Origin of the sequence: Streptomyces sp. NPDC001068 (assembly GCF_042897315.1) — a bacterium.
GTDB lineage: Bacteria > Actinomycetota > Actinomycetes > Streptomycetales > Streptomycetaceae > Streptomyces.
This window is the reverse complement of record NZ_JBIAYD010000005.1, coordinates 542565-563030: the sequence shown is the minus strand read 5'-3', so window position 1 is coordinate 563030 and position 20466 is coordinate 542565. Positions and strand designations below refer to the sequence as shown.

Below are 20466 nucleotides of genomic sequence, written 5' to 3'. Positions count from 1 at the left end.
GGCAAAGCGGGAATCATGGAGACAGTCGGCTGGATCAAGCAGACGACCGTCTGGGCGTCGTGAGCGGCGAGTGTCCGCCCACGACGGCAGCCGTGCGATCGGCGAGGCCCTGGGCAACCGTGGGACCGGGGTCGGCATGATCGCGTCGTCGCATGGCGGCCTGGGCGTCCGGCCGTGCCGTAACAGCCGCCCACCAGGTCTCCGCGCCTGACGACCTCGCCGCCCACGGCACATGGAGTCCGGGCAGTGCCACGGATTACGGGTCGGACAGTAGGCGCAGACCGGTGTCAGAGAGGCTTCATCATGACTGTCGATCTCATCCATGTCGACGCGAGCAAACTCGCGGAGCTGATCCGTACCGGGGAGGTTTCCTCGGTGGAGGTGGTGCGGGCACACCTCGACCGTGTCGAGGCCGCGAACCCGAGGCTCAACGCCGTCGTCACGCGCGTCGACGAAGCGCTGAACGCCGCGCGAGCGGCGGACGAGGCCCTCGCAGCCGGCGGCGAAGTGGGCCCCCTGCACGGTGTGCCCTTCACGGCCAAGGACTCCTTCGACACCGCCGGCGTGCCAACCCAGCGAGGTTCCCCGATCTTCGCAGGGCGTATCCCGGACACGGACTCCACCGCGGTGGCACGCATGAAGAGCGCCGGCGCGATCCTTCTGGCAAAGACCAATCTCCCGGAGTTCTCCTACTGGGTCGAGACGGACAACCTCCTGACCGGCAGGACGAACAACCCCTGGGATGTGAACCGCTCGTCCGGCGGGTCCAGCGGCGGGGAGTCCGCCGCCATCGCGGCCGGCATGTCGCCCCTCGGACTCGGCACCGACTTGTCGATCTCGGTGCGCGGGCCGGCGGCCGACACCGGCATCATGGCCCTCAAACCCACCCACGGACGCATCCCGATGACGGGCATCTGGCCGCGGCAACCACGCCGCAACTGGCACGTCGGGCCCATGGCCCGCAGCATCCGCGACCTGGCACTCGCGTACGCACTGCTGGCCGGACCCGACGGCGACGACGGCTTCGCCACCGTCCCGCGCGACTTCGACACAGGCCTGGGCACCTCACCCGACCGGCCCGTGCGCCTGGGCTGGCTGGTCGACTCGGGACTCGGTCCCACCCACCCAGAGGTCGCCGCCACCGTCCGCGCGGCCGCGGAAGCCCTCCGGTCAACTGGAGCGCAGGTCGACTCCGTGAGCATCCCGGCTCTCGAGCGCGACAACCCACTGGAACTCTGGAACAAGCTGAGCATCATGGAAGTGAAACCAGCCTTCCAGCAGGTCACAGCCGGCCACGAGGACCAGATGTTCAGCTACTCCAAGTTCGTGGCGCAACTACCCGACACATCCATGGACGACTACGTCCAGGCCGAGCAGGCAGTCGAACGGCTCCGGGACGGATTCGCGGAGTACTTCCACCACTACGACGCACTGCTGATGCCGGTCACGACGATCCCCGCCCACGAACACCAGCTCAGCGAGTTCACACTCGACGGCCGGACCATGGGCGCCTTCCATGTGTCATCAACGACCGTCCCGTTCAACCTGACAGGACATCCGGCCCTCTCGATGCGGTTCGGCACGAGCAGCGACGGAATGCCGATCGGTGTACAGCTGGTCGCCAACCCCTACGCGGAGTCCACGATCCTGCACCTCGCCTCGCTCCTCGAAACACTCAGCCCAGTCCGCGACCAGCACCCCTCCCTGTGACAAGCCGGCAACGGGCTACAACAGCATCGCCAAACTGATGCTGTGTCCAGCAGGTCTGCCTGGCCCTGTTCAGGTGGAGGGCGTCGGCGGCGGTGTTCTCCTCAGCGCTTTCCACGCGGCGGGTGCCCGGGATCGGGGCGATGTCCTCGCCCTGGGCCAGCAGCCATGCCAGGGCGACCTGTCCGGGGGTGGCCTCGCTTTCGGCGGCGACGGCGGCGACCTGGTCCGCCAGGTTCAGGTTGTGCTGGAAGTTGGCTTCGGTGAAGCGGGGGTTGTCGGCGCGGAAGTCGGTGGTGTCGAAGTCCGCCCGCGAGCGGATGGCGCCGGTCAGGAAGCCGCGGCCGAGGGGGGAGAAGGGGACGAAGCCGATGTCCAGTTCGCGCAGGACCGGCAGGAGCCGCGCCTCGGGATCGCGCGTGAACAGGCTGTACTCGGACTGCACGGTGGTGCCCCAGGCCGGGACCGACACCGAGGACGACGGCCTGCAGGCCTGGGCAGAACGGCTGACCGTCGCGTCCCGGCACGACACCGCGGCCGTCCTGGCCATCCTCGACGCCCTGCTCGCCCACGCGGGCACGGACACCACGGGACGGCCGCGCGCCCGAATCGTGCGCGGGCACATGCACCGGCGTGCCAAGCGGAACGAGGCAGCCCTCGCCGACCTGACCGCGGCCCTGGCCCTCGACCCGCAGCATCACGACGCCCTCGTGGAACGCGCCCACACCCACCAGCAGATGGGAAACGCCACGGCAGCGCTCGCTGACACGGACGAGGCGATCCGCGTCACCCCCGATGCCTGGACGCACGTGGTGCGCGGGCACATCAACCTGACAGCCGGGCACCGCGCCGCGGCCCTCACCGACTTCGACCATGCCCTCGAACTCGGCCCCAGGCAGGAGTGGGCCCGGGCCAGCCGCGCCGAGGCCTACCGCATCGAGGGACGCTGCGAGGACACGCTGGCAGACCTGGACCGCGCGCTCGCCATCGATCCCGAGTACACCTGGGCCCACGCGGAGCGCTCCCGAATGGCGTCCGAGAAGAGACCGTCGTCGTCACGAGGTGCTGACGGGACTACCTCCGCGACTGCTGGCGGTACCGACCGGGGGCCAAGCCGTACTCCCGTTTGAACGCTTTGGCGAAGGCGAATTCGGAGGTGTATCCGGTGCGCTGCGCGACGGTCTGTACGGGCTTGTCGCTGTCGCGCAGCAGTTGCGCCGCCAGCGTCATCCGCCACCAGGTCAGGTAGCCCAGCGGCGGTTTACCGACCAGCGAGGTGAACCGGCGGGAGAAGGCCGCGCGCGACAGTCCGGCTTTCGCGCCCAGCGCTTCGACCGTCCACTGCACGGCGGGATCCTGGTGGATATGGCGCAGCGCTGCGCTGATCGCCGGATCGCGCAGCGTCGCGGCCCACCCGGTGGCCCGGCCATCGTCGGTCTGCTCGTCGAACCAGGCCCGCAGGATGTACAGCAGCATGATGTCCAGCAGGGCCGACACGACTGCTTCGGTTCCGTGGACGGGGTGGGCGATCTCGTCGCCGAGCAGGCTGACGGCGGTATGGAGCGGCGTGCGGTGGCCGAGACGCGCCGGAAGGTGGATGACCTCGGGCAGTTCCTCGAACAGTGGATGTGGCCGGGTCTGGTCGAGCGTGTATGCGCCGCACAGCAGGACCGTCGTGGCTCCCTCGCCGCCCTCGGCGCTCGGCACCATCTCCCGCAGGGAGGCCGAGGGCGCACCCGACAGCGTCGTCGACGGGCTGTCGGCCAGAGCGTGCCCGCAGCCGTGCGGAAGGCATAACACATCGCCGACGCTCAGGGCGATCGCGGCGCCTGCCGGCGGGATCAGCCAGCATGTCCCTTCCAGGACCACATGGAAGCCGGTCCCGGAGAACGGCTCGGCCCGTACTGCCCACGGTGCGTGCTTGCGGATCTCACTGGAGTGCGGGCGCCCCGTACGCATGACGCCGATCGCATCGCTGAGCAGGTCCATTGCCCGATCGTATTCGGGAGGCCGTTACGCACAAGACGATCAGACATGAAACGGAGACGGTGAGCCATGGGGAGCAGGTCCCGGCCTCCATACGCTGAGTGCGCCAGACAGATTGACCGATCGGTCTACCAGGAGGGCAGGACATGAGCCTGTACACCGCCGTCGCGAAGGCGACCGGCCGCGACGGCCGCGCCTTCAGTTCGGACGGCAAGTTGGACGTCGAGCTCGCTCTTCAGAAGGAGTTGGGCGGCACCGGCGACGGCACCAACCCCGAACAGCTCTTCGCGGCGGGCTATGCGGCCTGCTTCGCCACCTCCATGCAACTGGTGGCGCAGAAGGAAAAGATCAACGTGTCGGGCATGTCGGTCACCGCCGAGGTCGGCCTCGTCCCGAACGGACAGGGCGGCTTCCAGCTCGAAGTCAGCCTGCGGACGAAGCTACCGGACAGCCTGCCGCGAGAAGTCGGTCACCGGCTCATCGAAGCCACCCACCAGGTCTGCCCGTACTCCAACGCCACGCGCGGCAACATCCCGGTCGAACTGCTCGCCGAGTAACCACCGCCGACCGGATCGAGGCCTGACCTGCCCCGACCCGGCGCCGTTGGGCGGTACCGTGCCGACAGGATCACCTCCCTCACGAATGTCGGCGCCCCCCCCGGGGGGGCCGGTCCGCGGAGCACCGGGCCTCCGGCTTCTGGCACCACCCGTGGAGCGGGCGCACAGGGCATCGGTCGTGGTCGGTACGCTGTCGGCCGCCATGGGTTGTTGAACGCCATGGTGGCCACGCGGCATGCGCGGCGCTCCTGCAGCGGTTGAGGCCGGAGCCCGCCGAGCAGGGATCTACACTCTGCTCGTGATCTTCATCGCTGATGGCCAGTCCGTCTATCAACTCAGCAAGTACTTCGGGTATTCCGACGTTGTCGTGTGGATCATCCTGGTCGTGATCTGGGTCAGGACAGCCGACTGGAGGCAGCCGTCGGTGGCACAGGGCGAGGACCCGGATCGTGTCCAGCAGCTGGCCCGGAAGCGGTCGCGCTGGACGGCCATATGTCTGGTCGCGGTGGCCGTTCTGTGGCCCGTCCTCGGTTTCTTCTTCCTCCTCAGCTTCGCCTGCGACTTCGCCACCTGCTAACTCATCGGGCATGGGCGGAGACCTCTCGGCCCGGTCCTGTGACCACTGCCCCTACGCCGCTGACGTCGGCCGGCGGGGCACCGGCGGAGCACCTGATGGGGGGCAGCCGTCCACGTCGACCATGCAAGGAAGCTCACCGACGCCTTGACCGCTTGGCTCGGAAGAGCTCCGCCAACGCACGAATGATCGCTGGGCGGTCACCAGGATCCGTGCCCCGCAGGGCGATCAGGAGCCCGGCCAGTCTGCAGACAGGAACAACCACGACGCCGATGACGAACACGAGTGGATCGATGCCGGAGAGGACGCTCACAGGAAACCCCTTCAGCCTCGTCCGGCTGAAAGGTCTGGAGCTCTCACCCAAGTGGGAGCTTCTCGACCTCCACCCGAACCAGGACATGACTGGTGGCCTGGAGGTCTCTTCCGCCGGCTACGAGAGCTGACCGACGGCACCGGGGTCGTTACTCGGACCCGTGCTGACGACACCGCCGCGAGGGAGTACTCCCCTCACACTTCGTCAGATCGTAGCGCCGGCTCTCGGAACGGGGGAACCATTCGGGCAGTTCCAATACCGTCGAACCAGGCGTACGACGCACCGGTGCCGTCCATCGGCTTGCCGTCCATGTCGACCTGCCGGGGATCGCTTCCGGTGGTTCGCCGCGTGCACGAGCTCCCGTATGAGGCCGACACTGCGCTTGGGCCGGCCCTTCAGGGCATCCCGCGCGGTGGTCGCTGTCCTGCGGATACGTTGCGCTCCGGCCTCGTCGTCGACCTCATGGGTCTGCGCTCCGGCAGAACCGCGGCCGGCCAGGGCGGTCTCGCGCTCGGCGAGCCAGCAGCCTCGGCCATGAACCCAGTCGGCCCGCAGCGCCCACGCCGACCGGGCCGTCAGCCCTGCCAGCCGCCTGCCCCTCAACGCCCAGGACCGGCGACTGACTGGACAGGCCCGTCAGTTGCCGGGCGGGGTCCTGCGCTGCCACTCACCTCGGTCTGGTGTCCGGCCGCCCCGGGTTCTGCAGCAGGGTCTGGATGTCGTCGTTGAAGCCCACGGTGTCGGTGAGGCCGAAGGCCACGCGCTGCAGCAGGAATCCGTGCAGCAGGCCCATCACCACGCGTGCGCCGTGCTCGGGATCCACCGCGGGCGCCACGGTACCCGCCGTCTGGCCGCGGCGCAGGGCGCCGGCGATGCTGCCGCGTACGGACTCGAAGCCTTCGAGGGCGTGGGCATGTGCGGCATCGTTGCGGAGCAGTTCCGACCATGTCTGCACGGCGCAGCGCAGCAGTTCCTCGACGGGCACGTCGTGTCCCGCGGCGTCGGTGACGGTCTCGGCGCTCAGCGCTTTGAGCGATGCGGCGACCAGGTCGGCGACGGTGGCGCCGGTGGCGCCGGCGGCCAGTTGCTCGATGGGCGTGAAGATCAGGCGGAACGCGTCTCCTGCGATGGCGAGGATGATGTCGTCCTTGCTCGCGTAGTAGCGGTAGGGCGCCCCGGCCGAGACTCCGGCCTCGGCGGCGATGTCGGGCATCGAGGTCTGGTGGAAGCCGTCGCGTGAGAAGCAGCGGCGCGCCGCCGCCACGATCTCGGCGCGCTTGGCCTCGCGGCGCTCGGGGGTGAGTCGCGGCACGGCCGGCCCTCCTTCAACGTGAATGAACATTTACCTTGACGAGTGTCGCCCGTAACCCTAGCTTAAAAGTGAATGCTCATTCACGGAAGTGAGGGCTCATCGTGACCCCGAAGCTACGCATCGCCGCCTACGCCTACGAGCACACCGAGGCACTGCTCGACGGCCGCGTCCCGATCGGCGACGTGGACGCCGCCTTCGAGACGGCCTCTCTGGTGTCGGACATCTTCCAGCGCACCGTCGAGCGGCGTTACGACGTCGCCGAGTACGGCCTGACCTACTTCCTGCGCACCTTCGACCTCGATGAATCACCGTTCCTCGCACTGCCGATCTTCCCGAACCGCAACTTCCGGCACTCGTCCGTCTTCGTGAACACCGCGGCGGGGATCGAGAAGCCCCAGGATCTCGCGGGCAGGACGATCGGTGAGTTCGCGATGTTCGGTCACGACCCCGGCGTGTGGATCAAGGGCATCTTCTCCGACGAGTACGGAGTGACCCCCGACCAGTCCCGCTGGGTCATCGGAGGCACCGACCACCCCGTACCCGCCTTCGACTGGATTCCCCAGCCCGTGCCGGAAGGGGTGGACGTGCGGCACGCGGCCGACAGCGAAACGCTGGGCGCGATGCTCGAGTCCGGCGAGATCGATGCACTCATCTCGGTCGACGTCCCCCAGGCACTGCTCGACGGCTCGACGAAAGTCGCCCGCCTGTTCCCGGACTACGAGACCGTTGAGCGCGACTACTACCGGCGCACCGGGATCTTCCCCGCCATGCACATCGTCGCCGTCCCCCGGGAGCTTGCAGGGCAGACCGAGCTGATGACCTCGGTCTACCGTGCCTTCTGCGAGGCCAAGGACATCGCCCAGAACAAGTACCGCCACGGTGCGCTGAAGCAGCACATGGGCGTGGTGACTCCCTGGTTCAGTCGGCACTTCGAGGAGAACCGGGCGCTGCTGGGCGAGGACTGGTGGCCCTACGGCCTCGCCGCGAACCGCAAGGCACTCGACACCTTTCTGCGCTACCACTACCAACAGGGCCTGTCGAAAAGGCTGATGACCAGCGAGGACATCATCGTCCCCGCCCTGCTCGACACCTGAGCGACAGCGCGACCAGCCCTGTCTCATGCGTCGAACCGAGCAGGTGCGTTCGACTCCTGTCGGTTAGACCAGGCGACCTTGCCGGGAAGCGAACGAGAGGTACGGCCGCGCATGTTCGGCGCATGACGCGGATGGATCTTCCTGCGTTCGAGCGTGAGTGGACTAGCTTTGAGTCATGGCTCCAGGCGAACTCGCCCGCAATCCACTCGATGTCGCGAAGACCGGCGGCCCCCGAACTGCTCATCGTGCTGCAGTCGCGGCTCGGCTTCGAGCTGCATCCGGAGTTCAAGGCACTGCTGGGGCAACATGGTGGAGCCGCTGAACCCGGCTGCGCAAAGGCTCGTCGCGCCTTTCTGCTAGGCCAGTGCGTGCTGCTCGCTGAAGGGCCACAGGAGCAAAGGCCCACAGGAGCGAGCGGCTGCGATGTGGTGGGGGTGGCGGCCGTCACGGGCTGAGCCGCTGTCGGCGCGCAGTGCCCGCGCGTCAGGGACGTCCGGTGCGCACTACGGACGTCCACTGGTTCCATCGTGCGGGTTCACGGTCGCTGGCTTCAAAGCGCCGACTTCAGGCTGGCCGCGCCAAGAGTGAGCGGCGAGGCCATCGGTCGGCCAGGTGATCAGGGTCTCGCGGCGCATCCCTCCGCTTCGGCCAGGTACTGCGCCACGGGGCCCAGCGTCAGCATTCCACTGGCGGCGCCGGCGTGTTCGGCACGGGCATCGCGCAGGAAGGACGCGGCGTGTGCGGCGATTCCGTGCTCGTCGAGGCGTACCGCGGCGCGGGCGATCAGACACCGCATGGCCTCCTGCAGATGGCCATGCGGTGGGTCGGGCACCGCTGCGAGAGCGGTTCGGGCCTCCTTGTCCCGGTGCTGGGCGAGCAGCACGTGAGGGCGCGTCCAGGGTCGGTACGGCCCCCAGTCGAGGTGCGGGTCGGTGGGTGCCGGCCGGTTGTGCAGCAGGCGCAGTCCCAGGAGTGCGAGCGGGAACAGTCCGCGGTGCAGTCCTGGCATTCCGGCTGTCCGGAGGGCCTCCTCGGCAGCGCGGTAGTGCGCTGCGGTCGTGGCGGCGGTCGGTCCGCCGGGTTCGGTGCTGCGGGCCGCCATGACCCGTGCCCTGAACCACCTGGTAAGGACGGAGACAAGGGGCGACTCGATCGTGCCAGCAAGCTGGTCGGCTTCCTGAGCATGCGCGGTTGCGGCGTCGAGGTCGCCGAGGGCCGAGGCGGATTGCAGGCGGACGAGACGGCCGAGAATGGCGAAGTTCGGCAGTCCGTGCCGGGTGGCCAGGTCGAGGATCTCAGCGCCGACCCGGTCCCGTTCCGCCGCGAGCCCGGGACGGGTGAACGACTGCAGGAACACCCCGTTGAGGGCGAACGCCAGCAGGGCGGGATCGGCCAGGTCCCGTGCCAGCGCCTCAGCCTGGTGTGCCGCTGCGTGTGCGCGCTTCAGCTCAGCCCCGGACAGGTCGGCGCTGCGGCTCTCCACCGCGATCGTGGCCAGGAGGCGGGCGGTCAGATCAGTGGGGCCGCCGGTGCCGAGCGCGGTCAGCGTGCGTTCGGCAGCCGCGACGACGGCGCGGGACTGCTCGGGGTCGTCCGACCGGCTCCAGAGGGCGGGCACGTCGTAGGCGCCGATGATCCGGGCGGTCAGGGAGAGGTCTCCTGTGCGCTCCGCCGCCTGGACGGCGACCAGGCGATCGCGCCGGGAGTGGACGAGTGCGTCGCCGCCCGCCAGGGCAAGTGTGCGGGCCAGGTCCACGGTGGTGCGTGGGCCGAGACGGACTCCGTGGCCGGCCCACGTGGTTCGTGCACCTTCGGGAGACACGGTTCCGTTGAGGATGTCCGACTCGAGACTCCGGAGTTCGGCACCGGGGTCGAGCCCGAGCTGATCAACGAGCATCGTGCGGGCACGGCGCAGGGTGGACAGCGCGTCGGCCTGGCGGCCCGCGCGGTGGAGCGCCCGGGCGAGCAGCCCCCAGGCCGGCTCGCGCCACGGATGTTCGGCGACGTGGGCGCCCAGTTCGGCGACGAGATCGGCGCCGTCCCCGGAGCGGAGGAGGAGACGGGCGCGTAGTTCCACCCCCTCCAGCCGCAGTTCCTCCAGCCGTGTCCGTTCACGCTGAGCCCAGGCCGAACCGGTCACGTCGGCATAGGCGGGACCGCGCCAGGCCGCGAGTGCCTCGCCGAGGTCGGTCACCGTGTCGGGGGTGCTGCGGGCTCGGGCCAGAGCGTCCTGGAACCGATAGGCGTCGACGTCTTCGCGGGGCAGGCGCAGAGCGTAGCCAGGACCCTCGGTGACAAGCATGCGCGGCTGGTCGCGGGGCGGCCGGTCGGGTTCGAGGGCCCGGCGCAGCGCGGCGACGAACGTACGCAACGCGCCCACGGCCCGGGCCGGTGGATCCGCCCACAGGTCGTTGACAAGGGTCTCGGTGGTAACCATCCGACCCTCTGCGGCGACGAGCCGGCCCAGGACCTCGCGATGGCGGGGCCCGCCCAGGTCAACCAGGGCGCCGTCGTCGTGGAGCGCCCGCACCGCACCGAGAACGTCGATTCGCATGCCCTCATCCTCCGTGCCGGACAGTGGCTGCGCCCGACCGTGCTGATCGATCGCTGATCGGCGTAGCCCAGGCTGATCCGGTCAGTTTCCAACCGAAAGGACGGCCTTCCATGACGCTCACCATTCCCGGCTTCGACTACATCAGACTGCCCGGCGTGGACGGTGTGGAGCTGGCTGCAGCCGTGGGCGGCACCGGCAGCCCGGTCGTGCTGTTGCACGGATTCCCCCAGACCCACCTGATGTGGCGGCACGTCGCCGAAAGGCTTGCCGACAACCACATGGTGATCTGCCCTGACCTGCGGGGCTACGGTGCCAGTGACAAACCTGCGGCCACCGGCCCCGATGTGTACGCCAAGCGCACCATGGCCGCCGACGTCGTGGCCCTGACAGCGGCACTCGGCCTCGAGCGATTCGCCCTCGTCGGCCACGACCGGGGAGCCCTGGTCGCCTTCCGCGCTGGGCTGGACCATCCGGAGACCATCACGCATCTGGGCATCCTCGACATCGTGCCGACCCTTGACATGTGGAACGTCCTGCACGGCGCGCCGGCGGCGGTCGGCTACCACCTCTTCCTGATGGCGCAGCCGCCGGGACTGCCCGAGACGATGATCGCCAACAGCGCGGACGCGTTCTTCGGGTCGTTCCTCGACGCCTGGGCCGACGACCCGGCCGCCATGCCCGAGGACGTGCGTTCCGAGTACCTGCGGGCGAGCGCCGCGGCGGTCACGTCGATCGTCGCGGACTACCGGGCCTCGGCGGGGATCGATGTCGTGCACGACCAAGCGGACCTGGACGCGGGATCGCAGCTGGCCATGCCCGTCGCGGTCGTCCAGCAGGACTGGGGCGCACGGTTGGGCTATGACGCTGCAGCGGTGTGGAAGACGTGGGCGCCCGACCTGAAGCACCGGCTGACCCGAGCAGGGCACTTCATGGCCGAGGAGGCACCCGCCGAAATCACGGCACTGATCCAGGACCTTCTGGCCCGCTGAGCCCCCTCCACTCGACGAGCCGGTGCCACGACGGGCAGCGTTCGCACGCTCACGAGGCCGGCAATCGGGACGGGGCTGCTACGGCTGGAACGGCCACGGAGCGTGCACGGCTGTGGACAGGGAACGCAGTGTTCGGCAGCTCCGGCTGACCGGCGAGACGGTGGAGATCGCGAAAGCCTTGGGCGTGGAGGTGTGGCTCCGCGGGGGCTGGGCCGTGGACTTCTTCATCGGCGAGGTCACGCGTGACCATGCGGACATCGACTGGTTCGCCTGAGCGAAGGACGCCTCTGCGCCGACCGCTGGTCTGCTGCGCTCCTGCTTTGAACCGTGGTTCTGATCTCTGGGCGTTGTTGATCAGCTATGGACTAGCGTCGGCTCAGCAGGATGTTGTCGCGGCGGAAGCTGTTCCGGGGAGGGGACACGTAGTGCAGACGGCGTTCGATGAGTCCGAACGACGGGGGTGGGCGGGACAGGCGCATGCCTATGCGGCGAGTTTTGCCAAGCTCTGCGCATATCCAGTGTCTGCGCTCCTCGACGCTGCCGGGGTCGGGGAGGGTCTGCGGGTCCTCGATGTGGGGACGGGCACGGGCACCGTCGCGGCCCTTGCATGTGAGCGGGGAGCGAAGGTGACGGCAGTGGACGCCGAGCCTGACATGGCCGCCCAGGCCGCGCCGGCGGCTCCGGGAGCAGACGTGCGGCTCGCCGCACTGCCCCAGGTGCCGTTCGCCGACGACGAGTTCGACGCCACGGTCGGCAACTTCGTCCTCAACCATGTCGGCCGGATCAGCAGCGGCAACAGCCTGGAGCTCTGGCGCCTGCGGATCCGGCCCGAGACCGAGCTGGCCGGTGTCCCCCACGCCACCGGCACGATCGAGCATCTGCTCATCTCCAGCGGATCCGTCACCGCGGGCCCCGTCGACGCCCCGCAGGACCTCGGCCCGGGCGACATGCTCGCGTTCGCCGGAGACGCCCCGCACTTCTACCGCACCGGCGCCGACGCCGTGGACATCACCGTCGTCTTCGCCTCCCCCATCAGCACCTGAACCATAAGGATCCCCGCATGACCACCATTGCCACCACCCCCTCCGGGCTGTCCTTCAGCAGCGACAACATGGCCGGAGCCTCCCCGCGGATAGCCCAGGCCGTCGCAGAGGCCGCTCTCGGACAGGTCCTCCCCTACGGCAACGACCCCTTCAGCGACCGCGCCCGCGCCCGGCTCGCCGAAGTCTTCGACCACGAGGTCCACGTCTTCCCCGTCTCCACCGGATCCGCCGCCAACGGCCTGGCGCTCGCCGCCCTCACCCCGCCGTGGGGCAGCGTCCTGGCCCACCGCGACAGCCACATCCACCACGACGAATGCGGTGCCCCCGAATTCTTCACCGGCGGCGCCAAGCTCGTCGGCCTCCCAGGCGACGACAGCAAGCTCGACCCCGACGCCCTGCGCGCGGCCGTCGGCCACCGCGCCGGCGACGTCCACAGCGTCCAGCCCTCCGCGATGAGCATCAGCCAGGCCACCGAGAGCGGCAGCGTCTACAGCGTGCCCGAGATCCGCGAGCTGACCGCCATCGCCAAGGACGCCGGCCTGCGCACCCATATGGACGGCGCCCGGTTCGCCAACGCCCTCGTCCACCTCGGCGTCACCCCGGCCGAGATGACCTGGAAAGCCGGCATCGACGTCCTGTCCTTCGGCGCCACCAAGAACGGCGCCATGACCGCCGACGCCGTCATCTCCTTCGACCCCGCCCTCGCCGACGAACTCGCCTTCCGCGCCAAACGCGCGGGCCAGCTCAACTCCAAGATGCGCTTCCAGACCGCCCAGCTCGACGCCTACCTCACCGACGACCTGTGGCTCACCAACGCCCGCCACGCCAACGCCATGGCCACCCGCCTCGGCGACGGCCTCAAAACCGTCCCCGGCATCGGACTCCTCGCCACCCCACAGGCCAACATCCTCTTCTGCCGCCTCCCCGCCCACGTCACCCAGGGCCTGCTCGCCGACGGCTACGCCTTCTACCACGACCGCTATGAGCCCGGCGTCGTCCGCCTCGTCACCGCCTTCTCCCACACCACCGAGGACATCGACCAACTCCTCGAAGCCGTCCGTCGCCACACCGCCTGAACCCCGAACCCGCCCACCGGCGAACAGCCCGCGACAACACCCTCACGACCCGAGGAGTCGAGCCCGAACCCGGACAGCACCCGCCCACCCCGGCACCCACCGCACCGCTCCAGGAGGCGCCACGGCCTCGGACCAGTGGCAGTAGCCGCTGCAAGGCTCGTCAAGCGAGAAACAGATCCCCTACCGCTTCAATTGTTCAATTGGCAGCCGGTGTCCTGTCGCCCCCGTGCGCGCAGACAGGACACCGGTCCCCTCGCCGACAGCAGCGGTCCGTCATCTCCTACGCACGGCTGGTCGCACCGCGCGCGCGGCTGGAGCAGGCGGCCGCCCAGCCGGTGATCATGCCGGAGACGGTGGTGGACCAGGGCCGGGTGTATGTGTCGGCGTCGTTCGTCTCCGCGTGCGAGAGCCTGGGGATCTCGGCGCAGCCGGTGCCGCCGGCGAACGGCCCGGCGAAGGGGAACGCGGAGCGGACCCTCCGCGCGAACGCCGACGGGTTCTCGGCGCGGATCAGCTCGGCGCGGGCGCGGAGTTGTTGCCCGGCGGGATGAGAACGTCCGTGAGCCGGTCGAGGAACTCGTCGAGGGCGGCCTGGCAGTCGCCGGCAGGCTGGTCCGGGTGCGGTGGGTGCGGACTGTTCCGCACGGCGGAGATTCCGCAGGATGAGGGAGTGCGGCTACCGGGGGCCTTCGACGGTGATCCACTCGACCTCCGTGAACTCTTGCAGGCCGGCTCGCCCACCGGATCTTCCGTAGCCGCTGCCTTTGACCCCGCCGAATGGCGCTTGGGGTTCGTCGTCGAGGGTCGTGCCGTTGATGTGGCACATGCCGACATCCATGCGCTTGGCGAGGTCCAGAGCAAGAGGAATGTCGCGAGTGAATATGGCCCCGGAGAGTCCGAAGTCACTGTCGTTGGCCATCCGCAGGGCTTCCTCCGGTCCGTCGGCGACAGCGACGCCGACGATCGGGCCGAAAGACTCCTCACGCCAGGCCCGCATGTCCGAAGCAACGTCTGCCAGCACGGTGGGTGCGAAACACGGACCGTCGGCCACACCGCCGGTCAGCAGCCGTGCGCCGTCCGACACCGCTTCCTCCACCAGGTCGGACAGCCGCCTGGTGCTGTCCGGTCCGACGAGCGGGCCGAGCGCGGTGTGCGGGTCGCGGCCGTCCCCGTAGGTGAGGGTTTCGGCGAGGGCGGCCAGGCGCCGTGTGAACTCCTCCGCGACAGTGCGCTCGACGATGACGCGTTCGGTGACTATGCAGCCCTGGCCGGAGTTGGCGAACGAACTGAAGGCGGCGACGCTGACGGCCTGTTCGAGATCAGCGTCGGCCAGGACCAGCATCGGCGCCTTGCCACCGAGTTCGAGCACGACCCGTTTGAGGTGCGCGGCGGCCTTCTCAGCGATGATGCGGCCCACCCGGGTCGAACCGGTGAAGTGCACCCGCCGCACGGCCGGATGAGCGATCAGCGCGTCAACCACGGCAGGGGCGTCTTGAGGTGCGTTGGTGACGAGGTTGAACACCCCGTCCGGCGGCCCCGCCTCAGTGAGGCACTCGGCGATCAGACCATGGGTACGCGGAGTCTGCTCCGACGCCTTCATCACCACGGTGTTGCCGGCAGCCAGCGCATTGGGCACCGAGTTGCCGACGAGCAGGGCGGGCGCGTTCCAAGGAACCATGCAGGCGATCACACCGACCGGCTTTCTGATCGCGACCGAGGTGCGACCCGGTGTTTCGGATGGGATGACCTCGCCGGTGAGGGCTTCGTGGACAGCACCCGCCGCGTAGCGGAACTTCTCAGCCAGGACGGCGGTGTTGTAGGCACCCCAGCGGGCGTGACCGCCCATTTCAGCCGTGGTGGCCCGGGAGATCTCATCCGACCGGGCTTCGATCCTTTCGGCCGCCGTCCACAGAACGCGTCGGCGCTCGCCCGGCGTCAGTGCCGCCCAGGCAGGAAAGGCATGCTGGGCGGCATGGACCGCGAGGACGACGTCCTCGGGACCGGCCGCTGCGGCCCTTGAGGCGACGCCGCCCGTGTACGGGTCGTGTGCCGTGTAGACAGCCGCGTTGGCAGCGTGCTGCCAGGTGCCGTTGATCAGGAGTTGCTGAACGGCGTTTTCGGCAGTGAGTGTCATGACGGTTCTCCGTGTTCGGGGCGTCGTGCCGCGTTCGGACCTCAACGCCCGAGGATGAAGGCAGGCGACGGGACGCCCGAGGATGGGGGCAGGCGACGGTCCGTCCTCGGTCGACGGCAGTCGGCGACCAGGCCGGCGCGCCGATGGCCTGCCTGTTCGGCCGCACACGGGCCGGAGCCTGTCAGGTCCGCAGCAGTTCAGCGGCCCGCTCCGCTATGGCGCAGACAGTGGCATTGGTGTTGGCCGAGGGGATCGAAGGGATGACCGAACCGTCGGCGACCCGCAGCCCCTCAACTCCCCGGACACGCAGGTTGCCGTCGACAACAGCCTGCGGGTCGACGCCCATCCGACAGGTGCCGACCGGATGGTTGTAGGTGGTAAGGGTCTTGAGTACGAAATTCCGCAAACCGGCATCGTCTGTCACGTTCAGTCCCGGCAGGACCTCACGCTCACGCCATTCGCCCAGCGCATACGCCTCGCCGATCTCACGGGCCAGACGCAGTCCCCTGACGACGACGTCCAAGTCCCTTTCGTCGCCGTAGTAGTTGGGGTCCACCACCGGCCGGCTGCCCGGATCTGCGCTAGCCAGCCGGACGGAGCCCCGACTCCGAGGCAGCATCGGGGCGACGGCGATGGTGTAGCCCCGTCCCGTCTCGGGCACGTCGGTCCCCGGAATGTGACCGGGAACGTCGAGGAAGAGTATTTGCAGGTCCGGACCGTCCAGCCCCGGCCGACTGCGCACCAGTCCGAACGCCTCACCGTGATTGTTCATCCCCGCCGGGACATGACGGGAGGCCCGATACACGACGTCGGACATCGGGTGGTCGTGCAGATTCTCCCCCACACCCGGCAGGTCCACCGCAACGTCGACACCCATTTCCTGCAGATGTCCCGCCGGCCCGATGCCCGAAAGCATCAGCAGTTGCGGTGACCTGAGGCTGCCGGCCGCCAGGACCACCTCGGCCGCACAGGCGACCGAGACGCTGCCGGCCGCGGTGCGATATTCCACTGCCGTGCACCGGCCGCCGCTGATGTGCAACCGGTGCACGAGCGCTTCGGTCACCACCGTCAGATTGCGACGTCCCATCGCAGGGACCAGGTAGGCGTCAGCGGCGCTCTGCCGCTGTCCGTCGACGATGTTCAGATCAGACCATCCGAATCCCTCCTCCGCTCCACCGCTGATGTCGGCCGCGCGCGGATGACCGGACTCCACGGCAGCCGCCAGCATGGCCGCGACAGTGGGATGTGGAGGGTCCGGTGCGCCCACCCGCAAAGGGCCGCTGGTCCCGCGCAGTGCCGGATCCCGTCCGAGGGTGGTCTCGGTACGCTTGAAACAGGGCAGCAGGTCCTCGAACCCCCATCCCGCGAGGCCGGCCTTCGCCCACGCGTCGTAGCTGCTGCGATGGCCACGAACGTAATTCATCGCGTTGATGGCCGACCCACCGCCGAGTGCCCGCCCACTCGCGACCGGAATTCTGGTCCCGGTGGCCCGCTGCGGGACCGTCACATCGCCCCAGTTCGCGGATGTCCGCAGCAGTGCCGGCCAAGCCGGCGGCGTGGTCTTGACAGCCGAGGCGCGCGCCGCGCCCGCCTCCACCAGGAGGACTCGCAAGCTGTCGTCCTCGGACAACCGGGCGGCGATCACGCACCCGGCCGTCCCGCCCCCGATCACAATGTGGTCGAAGTTCTCGATCATCGATGGCATGGCTCCTCCAAACGCGTCGAAATCACCAGGGAGGGGATTTCGGAGCGCCATGCGCGCTGTTACAGGGATAGCGCGAAAAATCAGCCGGAAGACTTCTCGTTCCGCTGAGTGAAACAGGATCCCGAGAGTCGCCACAGAGATGCCGATCACCCCTGGAACCACCGGTCGCGCTTCCGATCGATTCACGAGGAACGGGCCGCACCTGGTTTATCCGTCAGCCGAGAGGTTCACCGATCATGCGGCTCGAAAATGTCACGTCGAATCCCACCCCAGGGAATTGGCAAGCCGCACCGGTCCGAAGTGGCGTTGCACTCGGATATTCTTCTTCGTCAGGGATCAAGTCGGCGCCAGTCGGAAAGGATCAAGTCAATGGTCCGGTCCAGCGGACGCTTGAACGGCTCCAGGTTCACGCCCCTGGGCTCAGCGAGGGTAAGAATCACGGCGCCACCGGCGGGTAGGGCCACGGGCGTGGCGATGCAGTCGATCTCCGGGTGTGCCTCCCCGTACTCCGCCGCAAGTCGTCCCTGGTCAAGAGCACGCCAGACGGCGGAAGCCGGATGCTCGCCGCCGTGTCGTTGCTCGGAGGCGGTCGCGGCACTGCCCATCCGTGTCCCGTAGGAACGGGTGACGGCAGCGAGCGGCTGTCCAGGTGACTGTAGGTACAGGAAGAGCGTCGCCCCCGTGGCACGGGTCACCGCATGCATACGGAGTTGAGCCACACCGGCCAGGTCGGCTTGAAAGGTGGCTCGTGACAACCCGTGCAGCCCTGTTCCCAGTTCCCATTCGTGGTCACGGCGCTCGACCACACCCTCACGCGCCAACTGTTCCAAGATCCGGTGTGCCGTAGCCTTGGGCAGGCCCGCCGCCGCGGCCAGCCTCGTGACGCCCACCGGATGCCCGGCCTGGGCGAGGACACGTATGAGCCCAAAGGCACTACGGATGACCCCGTCGTTCCGGCCCAGGCGTCCCCCCGCAGAAACACGCTCCGACGGGAAGCCGTCCATCATCGCTCGCCCTTTCGCGTGCCGACAGGGCACCGGCTGGACACTCCACCCCAAACGTAATGCGATATTCCCTTTCTCGCCCCCGCTGCGACGCGTGCAACTGAAGGGCACCGCAGGACTCCAACGGGGCCGGCTGACCGCACTCGCGCTGCCCGCCGAGCAGACGGCCGACCGGATCCGGACCAAGCCCGGACCCGCCGCCGCCCACCCGCCGGCCTCCCGACCGCACGGACAGTGCCCACTGCGTCATCCCCGCCAGTCCGTCCGGCCCCGCATTTGCGAGAGGGACGGTCAAGGTCAGGTGTTCGGGATCTCCTGGCTGGGCGCGGGGGCGGGAGCGGTCATGTCGAGGAGCATCATGGCGTCGTGGTCGGGGGTGCCGGGTTCGGCGGTGTAGACGCCGATACGCTGCCCGGGGGTGCCTTCCAGATGCATGGACTGGGAGGTGAGTGTGACCGTGCCGACGCGGGGATGGTTGAAGGTCTTCTGGGTGGGCTTGCGGCCGGTGACCTCGTAGCGCTCCCACAGCCGGGCGAAGTCGGGGCTCTTGAGGAGAAGTTCACCGACCAGGTTGGTCAGGTCAGGAGCGTCGGGGGCGGTGCCGGCGACGGCGCGGAGCCGGGCGACGCAGCCGGTGATCTGCCGGTCCCAGTCGCCGAAGAGGTCCGGCGCGGCCGGGTGGAGGAAGAGGTAGCGGGCGAGGTTGCGGTGTTTGGCCGGCCAGTCCTCCAGGCCCGCGTACAGGGCGAGGCCGCCGGGGTTCCAGGCCAGCAGGTCCATGCTGCGGCTGATCACGTAGGCGGGGTTCGGGCGCAGCGATTCCAGCAGCAGTTTCAGGTGGGGGCGCACGGTGCGGCTGGGAGCGGGCGGAGGTTCGGGGGCGTAGCGGGCGGCGCGGGCGGCGAGCTCCCGCAAATGCTGGTGCTCTTGATCGTCCATGTGCAGGGCGCGGGCGAGGGAGTCGAGGACGGTGGGGCTGGGGCGTGTCTCCTTGCCGCGTTCCAGGCGCACGTAGTAGTCGATGCTGATGCCGGCGAGGGTGGCCAGCTCCTCGCGGCGCAGGCCGGGGGTGCGGCGGATGCCGGCGCCGACGGTGAGGCCGACGTGTTCGGGGCTGGTCTGGGTGCGGCGGGCGCGCAGGTAGCGGCCCAGCTCGGCGCCCTCGCTGTGCGCGTTCGTCGATGCCATGACTCCAGTCTCACCCGATGGGCACCCGCTGCCCGGGCGGGAGGGGGGCCCTGTCATTACCCCCGAAGAGCCCGCCCTGCCACGCCTGAGCCGTCAGAGCGAAGGTGGATGAGGAAGACGCCGGCCACCCTTCGCCGCCACCCGCGTTCCCGGGCACCGCCTGCCGGACCGGGTGGAAGCGAAAGGCCGGACAACCCCATGATCGGAAGAGGGCGAGATGCGGTACATCAAGCTGCGTGACCTGGAGGTTTCCCGGATCGGGCTGGGCGCGATGGGCATGTCCCACGGCTACACCGGCTCCGGTACCGACGACGCGGAGTCGATCAGGACCGTGCACCGGGCGCTGGAGCTCGGCGTCACGCTCATCGACACCGCCGAGATCTACGGCCCTTACACCAACGAGGAACTGCTCGGCCGGGCGCTGAAGGGCCGCCGGGACCAGGTGGTGCTGGCCACCAAGTTCGGCCTGGTCTCACACGCCGGGGAGGGCGCGTGGAACCTCGACTCCGGACCGGCCAACATCCGCACCGCGGTCGAGGGCTCTCTGAAGCGGCTGGGCACCGACCACATCGACCTGTACTACCAGCATCGCGTCGATCCGAACACGCCGATCGAAGACACCGCCGGCGCCGTTGGCGAGCTGATCACCGAGGGCAAGGTCCGCGCCTTCGGACTCTCCGAGGCCGGCCCGGACACCATCCGCCGGGCCCATGCCGTCCAGCCCGTCACCGCGGTCCAGTCCGAATACTCCCTGTTCACTCGCGGGATCGAGGAACGCGTGCTGCCCGTCCTGCGGGAGCTGAACATCGGCCTGGTGCCGTTCTCCCCGCTGGGCCGCGGTTTCCTGACCGGGACCGTCCGCTCCACCGACCAGTTCGACGAGAACGACTTCCGGCGCGACAACCCGCGCTTCACGGGCGAGAACTTCCAGCGCAACCTGGCGCTCGCCGACGAGGTCAAGGCCCTGGCCGACGAGGCCGGTGCCACGCCCGGCCAGGTGGCGCTGGCCTGGCTGCTCGCCCAGGGCGACGACATCGCCCCGATCCCCGGCACCAAGCGCGTCAGCCGGGTCGAGGAGAACACCGCAGCCGACACGGTCACGCTGACCGCCGAGCAGCTCGACCGGCTCTCCAGCCTGCCGCCCGCCGCCGGCGCCACCCACACCGAGGCGCAGGCCCGCATGCTCGAACGCTGAAGGTCGCCGTCCCTCCCCCAGCACGATCCCCGTTT

The 20466-nt window shown here is 69.2% G+C and carries 20 protein-coding genes and 1 pseudogene; 12 read left to right on the top strand and 9 right to left on the bottom strand.

What is annotated here, in order from left to right:
• Positions 1-303 precede the first annotated feature (303 nt).
• Positions 304-1710 (top strand): amidase, encoded by a 1407-nt coding sequence (locus tag ACFY3I_RS17535; RefSeq protein ID WP_390861333.1) that lies wholly within the window; start codon positions 304-306, stop codon positions 1708-1710.
• Positions 1711-1780: 70 nt separating this feature from the next.
• On the opposite strand, the pseudogene ACFY3I_RS17530 reads toward ACFY3I_RS17535, so the two are convergent.
• Positions 1781-2158: pseudogene (locus tag ACFY3I_RS17530) on the bottom strand (aldo/keto reductase); the annotation flags it as partial.
• Here ACFY3I_RS17530 and ACFY3I_RS17525 point away from each other — a divergent pair.
• Complete coding sequence (locus ACFY3I_RS17525) at positions 2127-2837, top strand: tetratricopeptide repeat protein (protein WP_390861332.1); 711 nt, start codon at positions 2127-2129, stop codon at positions 2835-2837. The pseudogene ACFY3I_RS17530 and the gene ACFY3I_RS17525 sit on opposite strands and share 32 nt — an antisense overlap.
• On the opposite strand, the gene ACFY3I_RS17520 is transcribed toward ACFY3I_RS17525, so the two are convergent.
• The gene (locus ACFY3I_RS17520; protein ID WP_390861331.1) at positions 2782-3696 is read right to left on the bottom strand and encodes an AraC family transcriptional regulator; all 915 of its coding nucleotides are present in this window, start codon (positions 3694-3696) and stop codon (positions 2782-2784) included. The genes ACFY3I_RS17525 and ACFY3I_RS17520 overlap by 56 nt on opposite strands.
• A gap of 143 nt (positions 3697-3839) precedes the next feature.
• Here ACFY3I_RS17520 and ACFY3I_RS17515 point away from each other — a divergent pair, with 143 nt between their 5' ends.
• The 3 genes from ACFY3I_RS17515 (at position 3840) to ACFY3I_RS17505 (ending at position 5267) form a co-directional block, all read left to right on the top strand.
• Complete coding sequence (locus ACFY3I_RS17515; protein WP_365293697.1) at positions 3840-4250, top strand: organic hydroperoxide resistance protein; 411 nt, start codon at positions 3840-3842, stop codon at positions 4248-4250.
• 298 nt (positions 4251-4548) lie between these two features.
• Positions 4549-4827, top strand: coding sequence for a hypothetical protein (locus ACFY3I_RS17510; RefSeq protein ID WP_390861330.1), 279 nt, complete (start codon positions 4549-4551; stop codon positions 4825-4827).
• A 269-nt stretch (positions 4828-5096) separates the two neighbouring features.
• Complete coding sequence (locus tag ACFY3I_RS17505; protein WP_390861329.1) at positions 5097-5267, top strand: hypothetical protein; 171 nt, start codon at positions 5097-5099, stop codon at positions 5265-5267.
• Positions 5268-5804: 537 nt separating this feature from the next.
• Here the strand turns inward: ACFY3I_RS17505 and ACFY3I_RS17500 are convergent.
• Positions 5805-6449, bottom strand: a complete 645-nt coding sequence (locus tag ACFY3I_RS17500) for a TetR/AcrR family transcriptional regulator (protein WP_390861328.1) — start codon at positions 6447-6449, stop codon at positions 5805-5807.
• A gap of 101 nt (positions 6450-6550) precedes the next feature.
• On the opposite strand from ACFY3I_RS17500, the gene ACFY3I_RS17495 reads away from it, so the two are divergent.
• Positions 6551-7543 (top strand): 4,5-dihydroxyphthalate decarboxylase, encoded by a 993-nt coding sequence (locus ACFY3I_RS17495; RefSeq protein ID WP_390861327.1) that lies wholly within the window; start codon positions 6551-6553, stop codon positions 7541-7543.
• A gap of 122 nt (positions 7544-7665) precedes the next feature.
• Entirely contained in the window at positions 7666-7998 is a 333-nt protein-coding gene (locus ACFY3I_RS17490) for an SMI1/KNR4 family protein (RefSeq protein ID WP_390861326.1), read from the top strand.
• Between the two features lie 161 nt (positions 7999-8159).
• Here ACFY3I_RS17490 and ACFY3I_RS17485 read toward each other — a convergent pair whose 3' ends face one another.
• Positions 8160-10097: a BTAD domain-containing putative transcriptional regulator gene (locus ACFY3I_RS17485; protein WP_390861325.1), complete on the bottom strand. Its 1938-nt coding sequence runs from the start codon at positions 10095-10097 to the stop codon at positions 8160-8162.
• Positions 10098-10207: 110 nt separating this feature from the next.
• Between ACFY3I_RS17485 and ACFY3I_RS17480 the strand changes: the two genes are divergently transcribed.
• The 4 genes from ACFY3I_RS17480 (at position 10208) to ACFY3I_RS17465 (ending at position 13205) form a co-directional block, all read left to right on the top strand.
• Positions 10208-11086, top strand: a complete 879-nt coding sequence (locus ACFY3I_RS17480) for an alpha/beta fold hydrolase (RefSeq protein WP_390861324.1) — start codon at positions 10208-10210, stop codon at positions 11084-11086.
• Positions 11087-11198: 112 nt separating this feature from the next.
• Positions 11199-11360 (top strand): nucleotidyltransferase domain-containing protein, encoded by a 162-nt coding sequence (locus tag ACFY3I_RS17475; protein WP_390861323.1) that lies wholly within the window; start codon positions 11199-11201, stop codon positions 11358-11360.
• Positions 11335-12129 carry a methyltransferase domain-containing protein gene (locus ACFY3I_RS17470; protein ID WP_390861369.1) on the top strand — a complete coding sequence of 265 codons (795 nt, stop codon included), beginning with the start codon at positions 11335-11337 and terminating at the stop codon, positions 12127-12129. The genes ACFY3I_RS17475 and ACFY3I_RS17470 overlap by 26 nt, the downstream gene beginning before the upstream one ends.
• Before the next feature lie 17 nt (positions 12130-12146).
• Positions 12147-13205, top strand: coding sequence for a low specificity L-threonine aldolase (locus ACFY3I_RS17465; protein WP_365293681.1), 1059 nt, complete (start codon positions 12147-12149; stop codon positions 13203-13205).
• Positions 13206-13715: 510 nt separating this feature from the next.
• Here ACFY3I_RS17465 and ACFY3I_RS17460 read toward each other — a convergent pair.
• From ACFY3I_RS17460 to ACFY3I_RS17440, 5 genes are all read right to left on the bottom strand, one after another.
• Positions 13716-13850 (bottom strand): hypothetical protein, encoded by a 135-nt coding sequence (locus ACFY3I_RS17460; RefSeq protein ID WP_390861322.1) that lies wholly within the window; start codon positions 13848-13850, stop codon positions 13716-13718.
• A 31-nt stretch (positions 13851-13881) separates the two neighbouring features.
• Positions 13882-15339 carry an aldehyde dehydrogenase family protein gene (locus tag ACFY3I_RS17455; protein ID WP_390861321.1) on the bottom strand — a complete coding sequence of 486 codons (1458 nt, stop codon included), beginning with the start codon at positions 15337-15339 and terminating at the stop codon, positions 13882-13884.
• A 181-nt stretch (positions 15340-15520) separates the two neighbouring features.
• A complete protein-coding gene (locus ACFY3I_RS17450) occupies positions 15521-17035 on the bottom strand; it encodes a GMC family oxidoreductase (protein WP_390861320.1) in 1515 nt (504 codons plus the stop codon).
• 338 nt (positions 17036-17373) lie between these two features.
• Entirely contained in the window at positions 17374-18051 is a 678-nt protein-coding gene (locus tag ACFY3I_RS17445; protein ID WP_390861319.1) for a helix-turn-helix domain-containing protein, read from the bottom strand.
• A 294-nt stretch (positions 18052-18345) separates the two neighbouring features.
• Positions 18346-19236 carry a helix-turn-helix transcriptional regulator gene (locus ACFY3I_RS17440; RefSeq protein ID WP_390861318.1) on the bottom strand — a complete coding sequence of 297 codons (891 nt, stop codon included), beginning with the start codon at positions 19234-19236 and terminating at the stop codon, positions 18346-18348.
• Positions 19237-19453: 217 nt separating this feature from the next.
• Between ACFY3I_RS17440 and ACFY3I_RS17435 the strand changes: the two genes are divergently transcribed.
• Entirely contained in the window at positions 19454-20431 is a 978-nt protein-coding gene (locus ACFY3I_RS17435; protein ID WP_365293671.1) for an aldo/keto reductase, read from the top strand.
• The last annotated feature ends 35 nt before the right edge of the window (positions 20432-20466 follow it).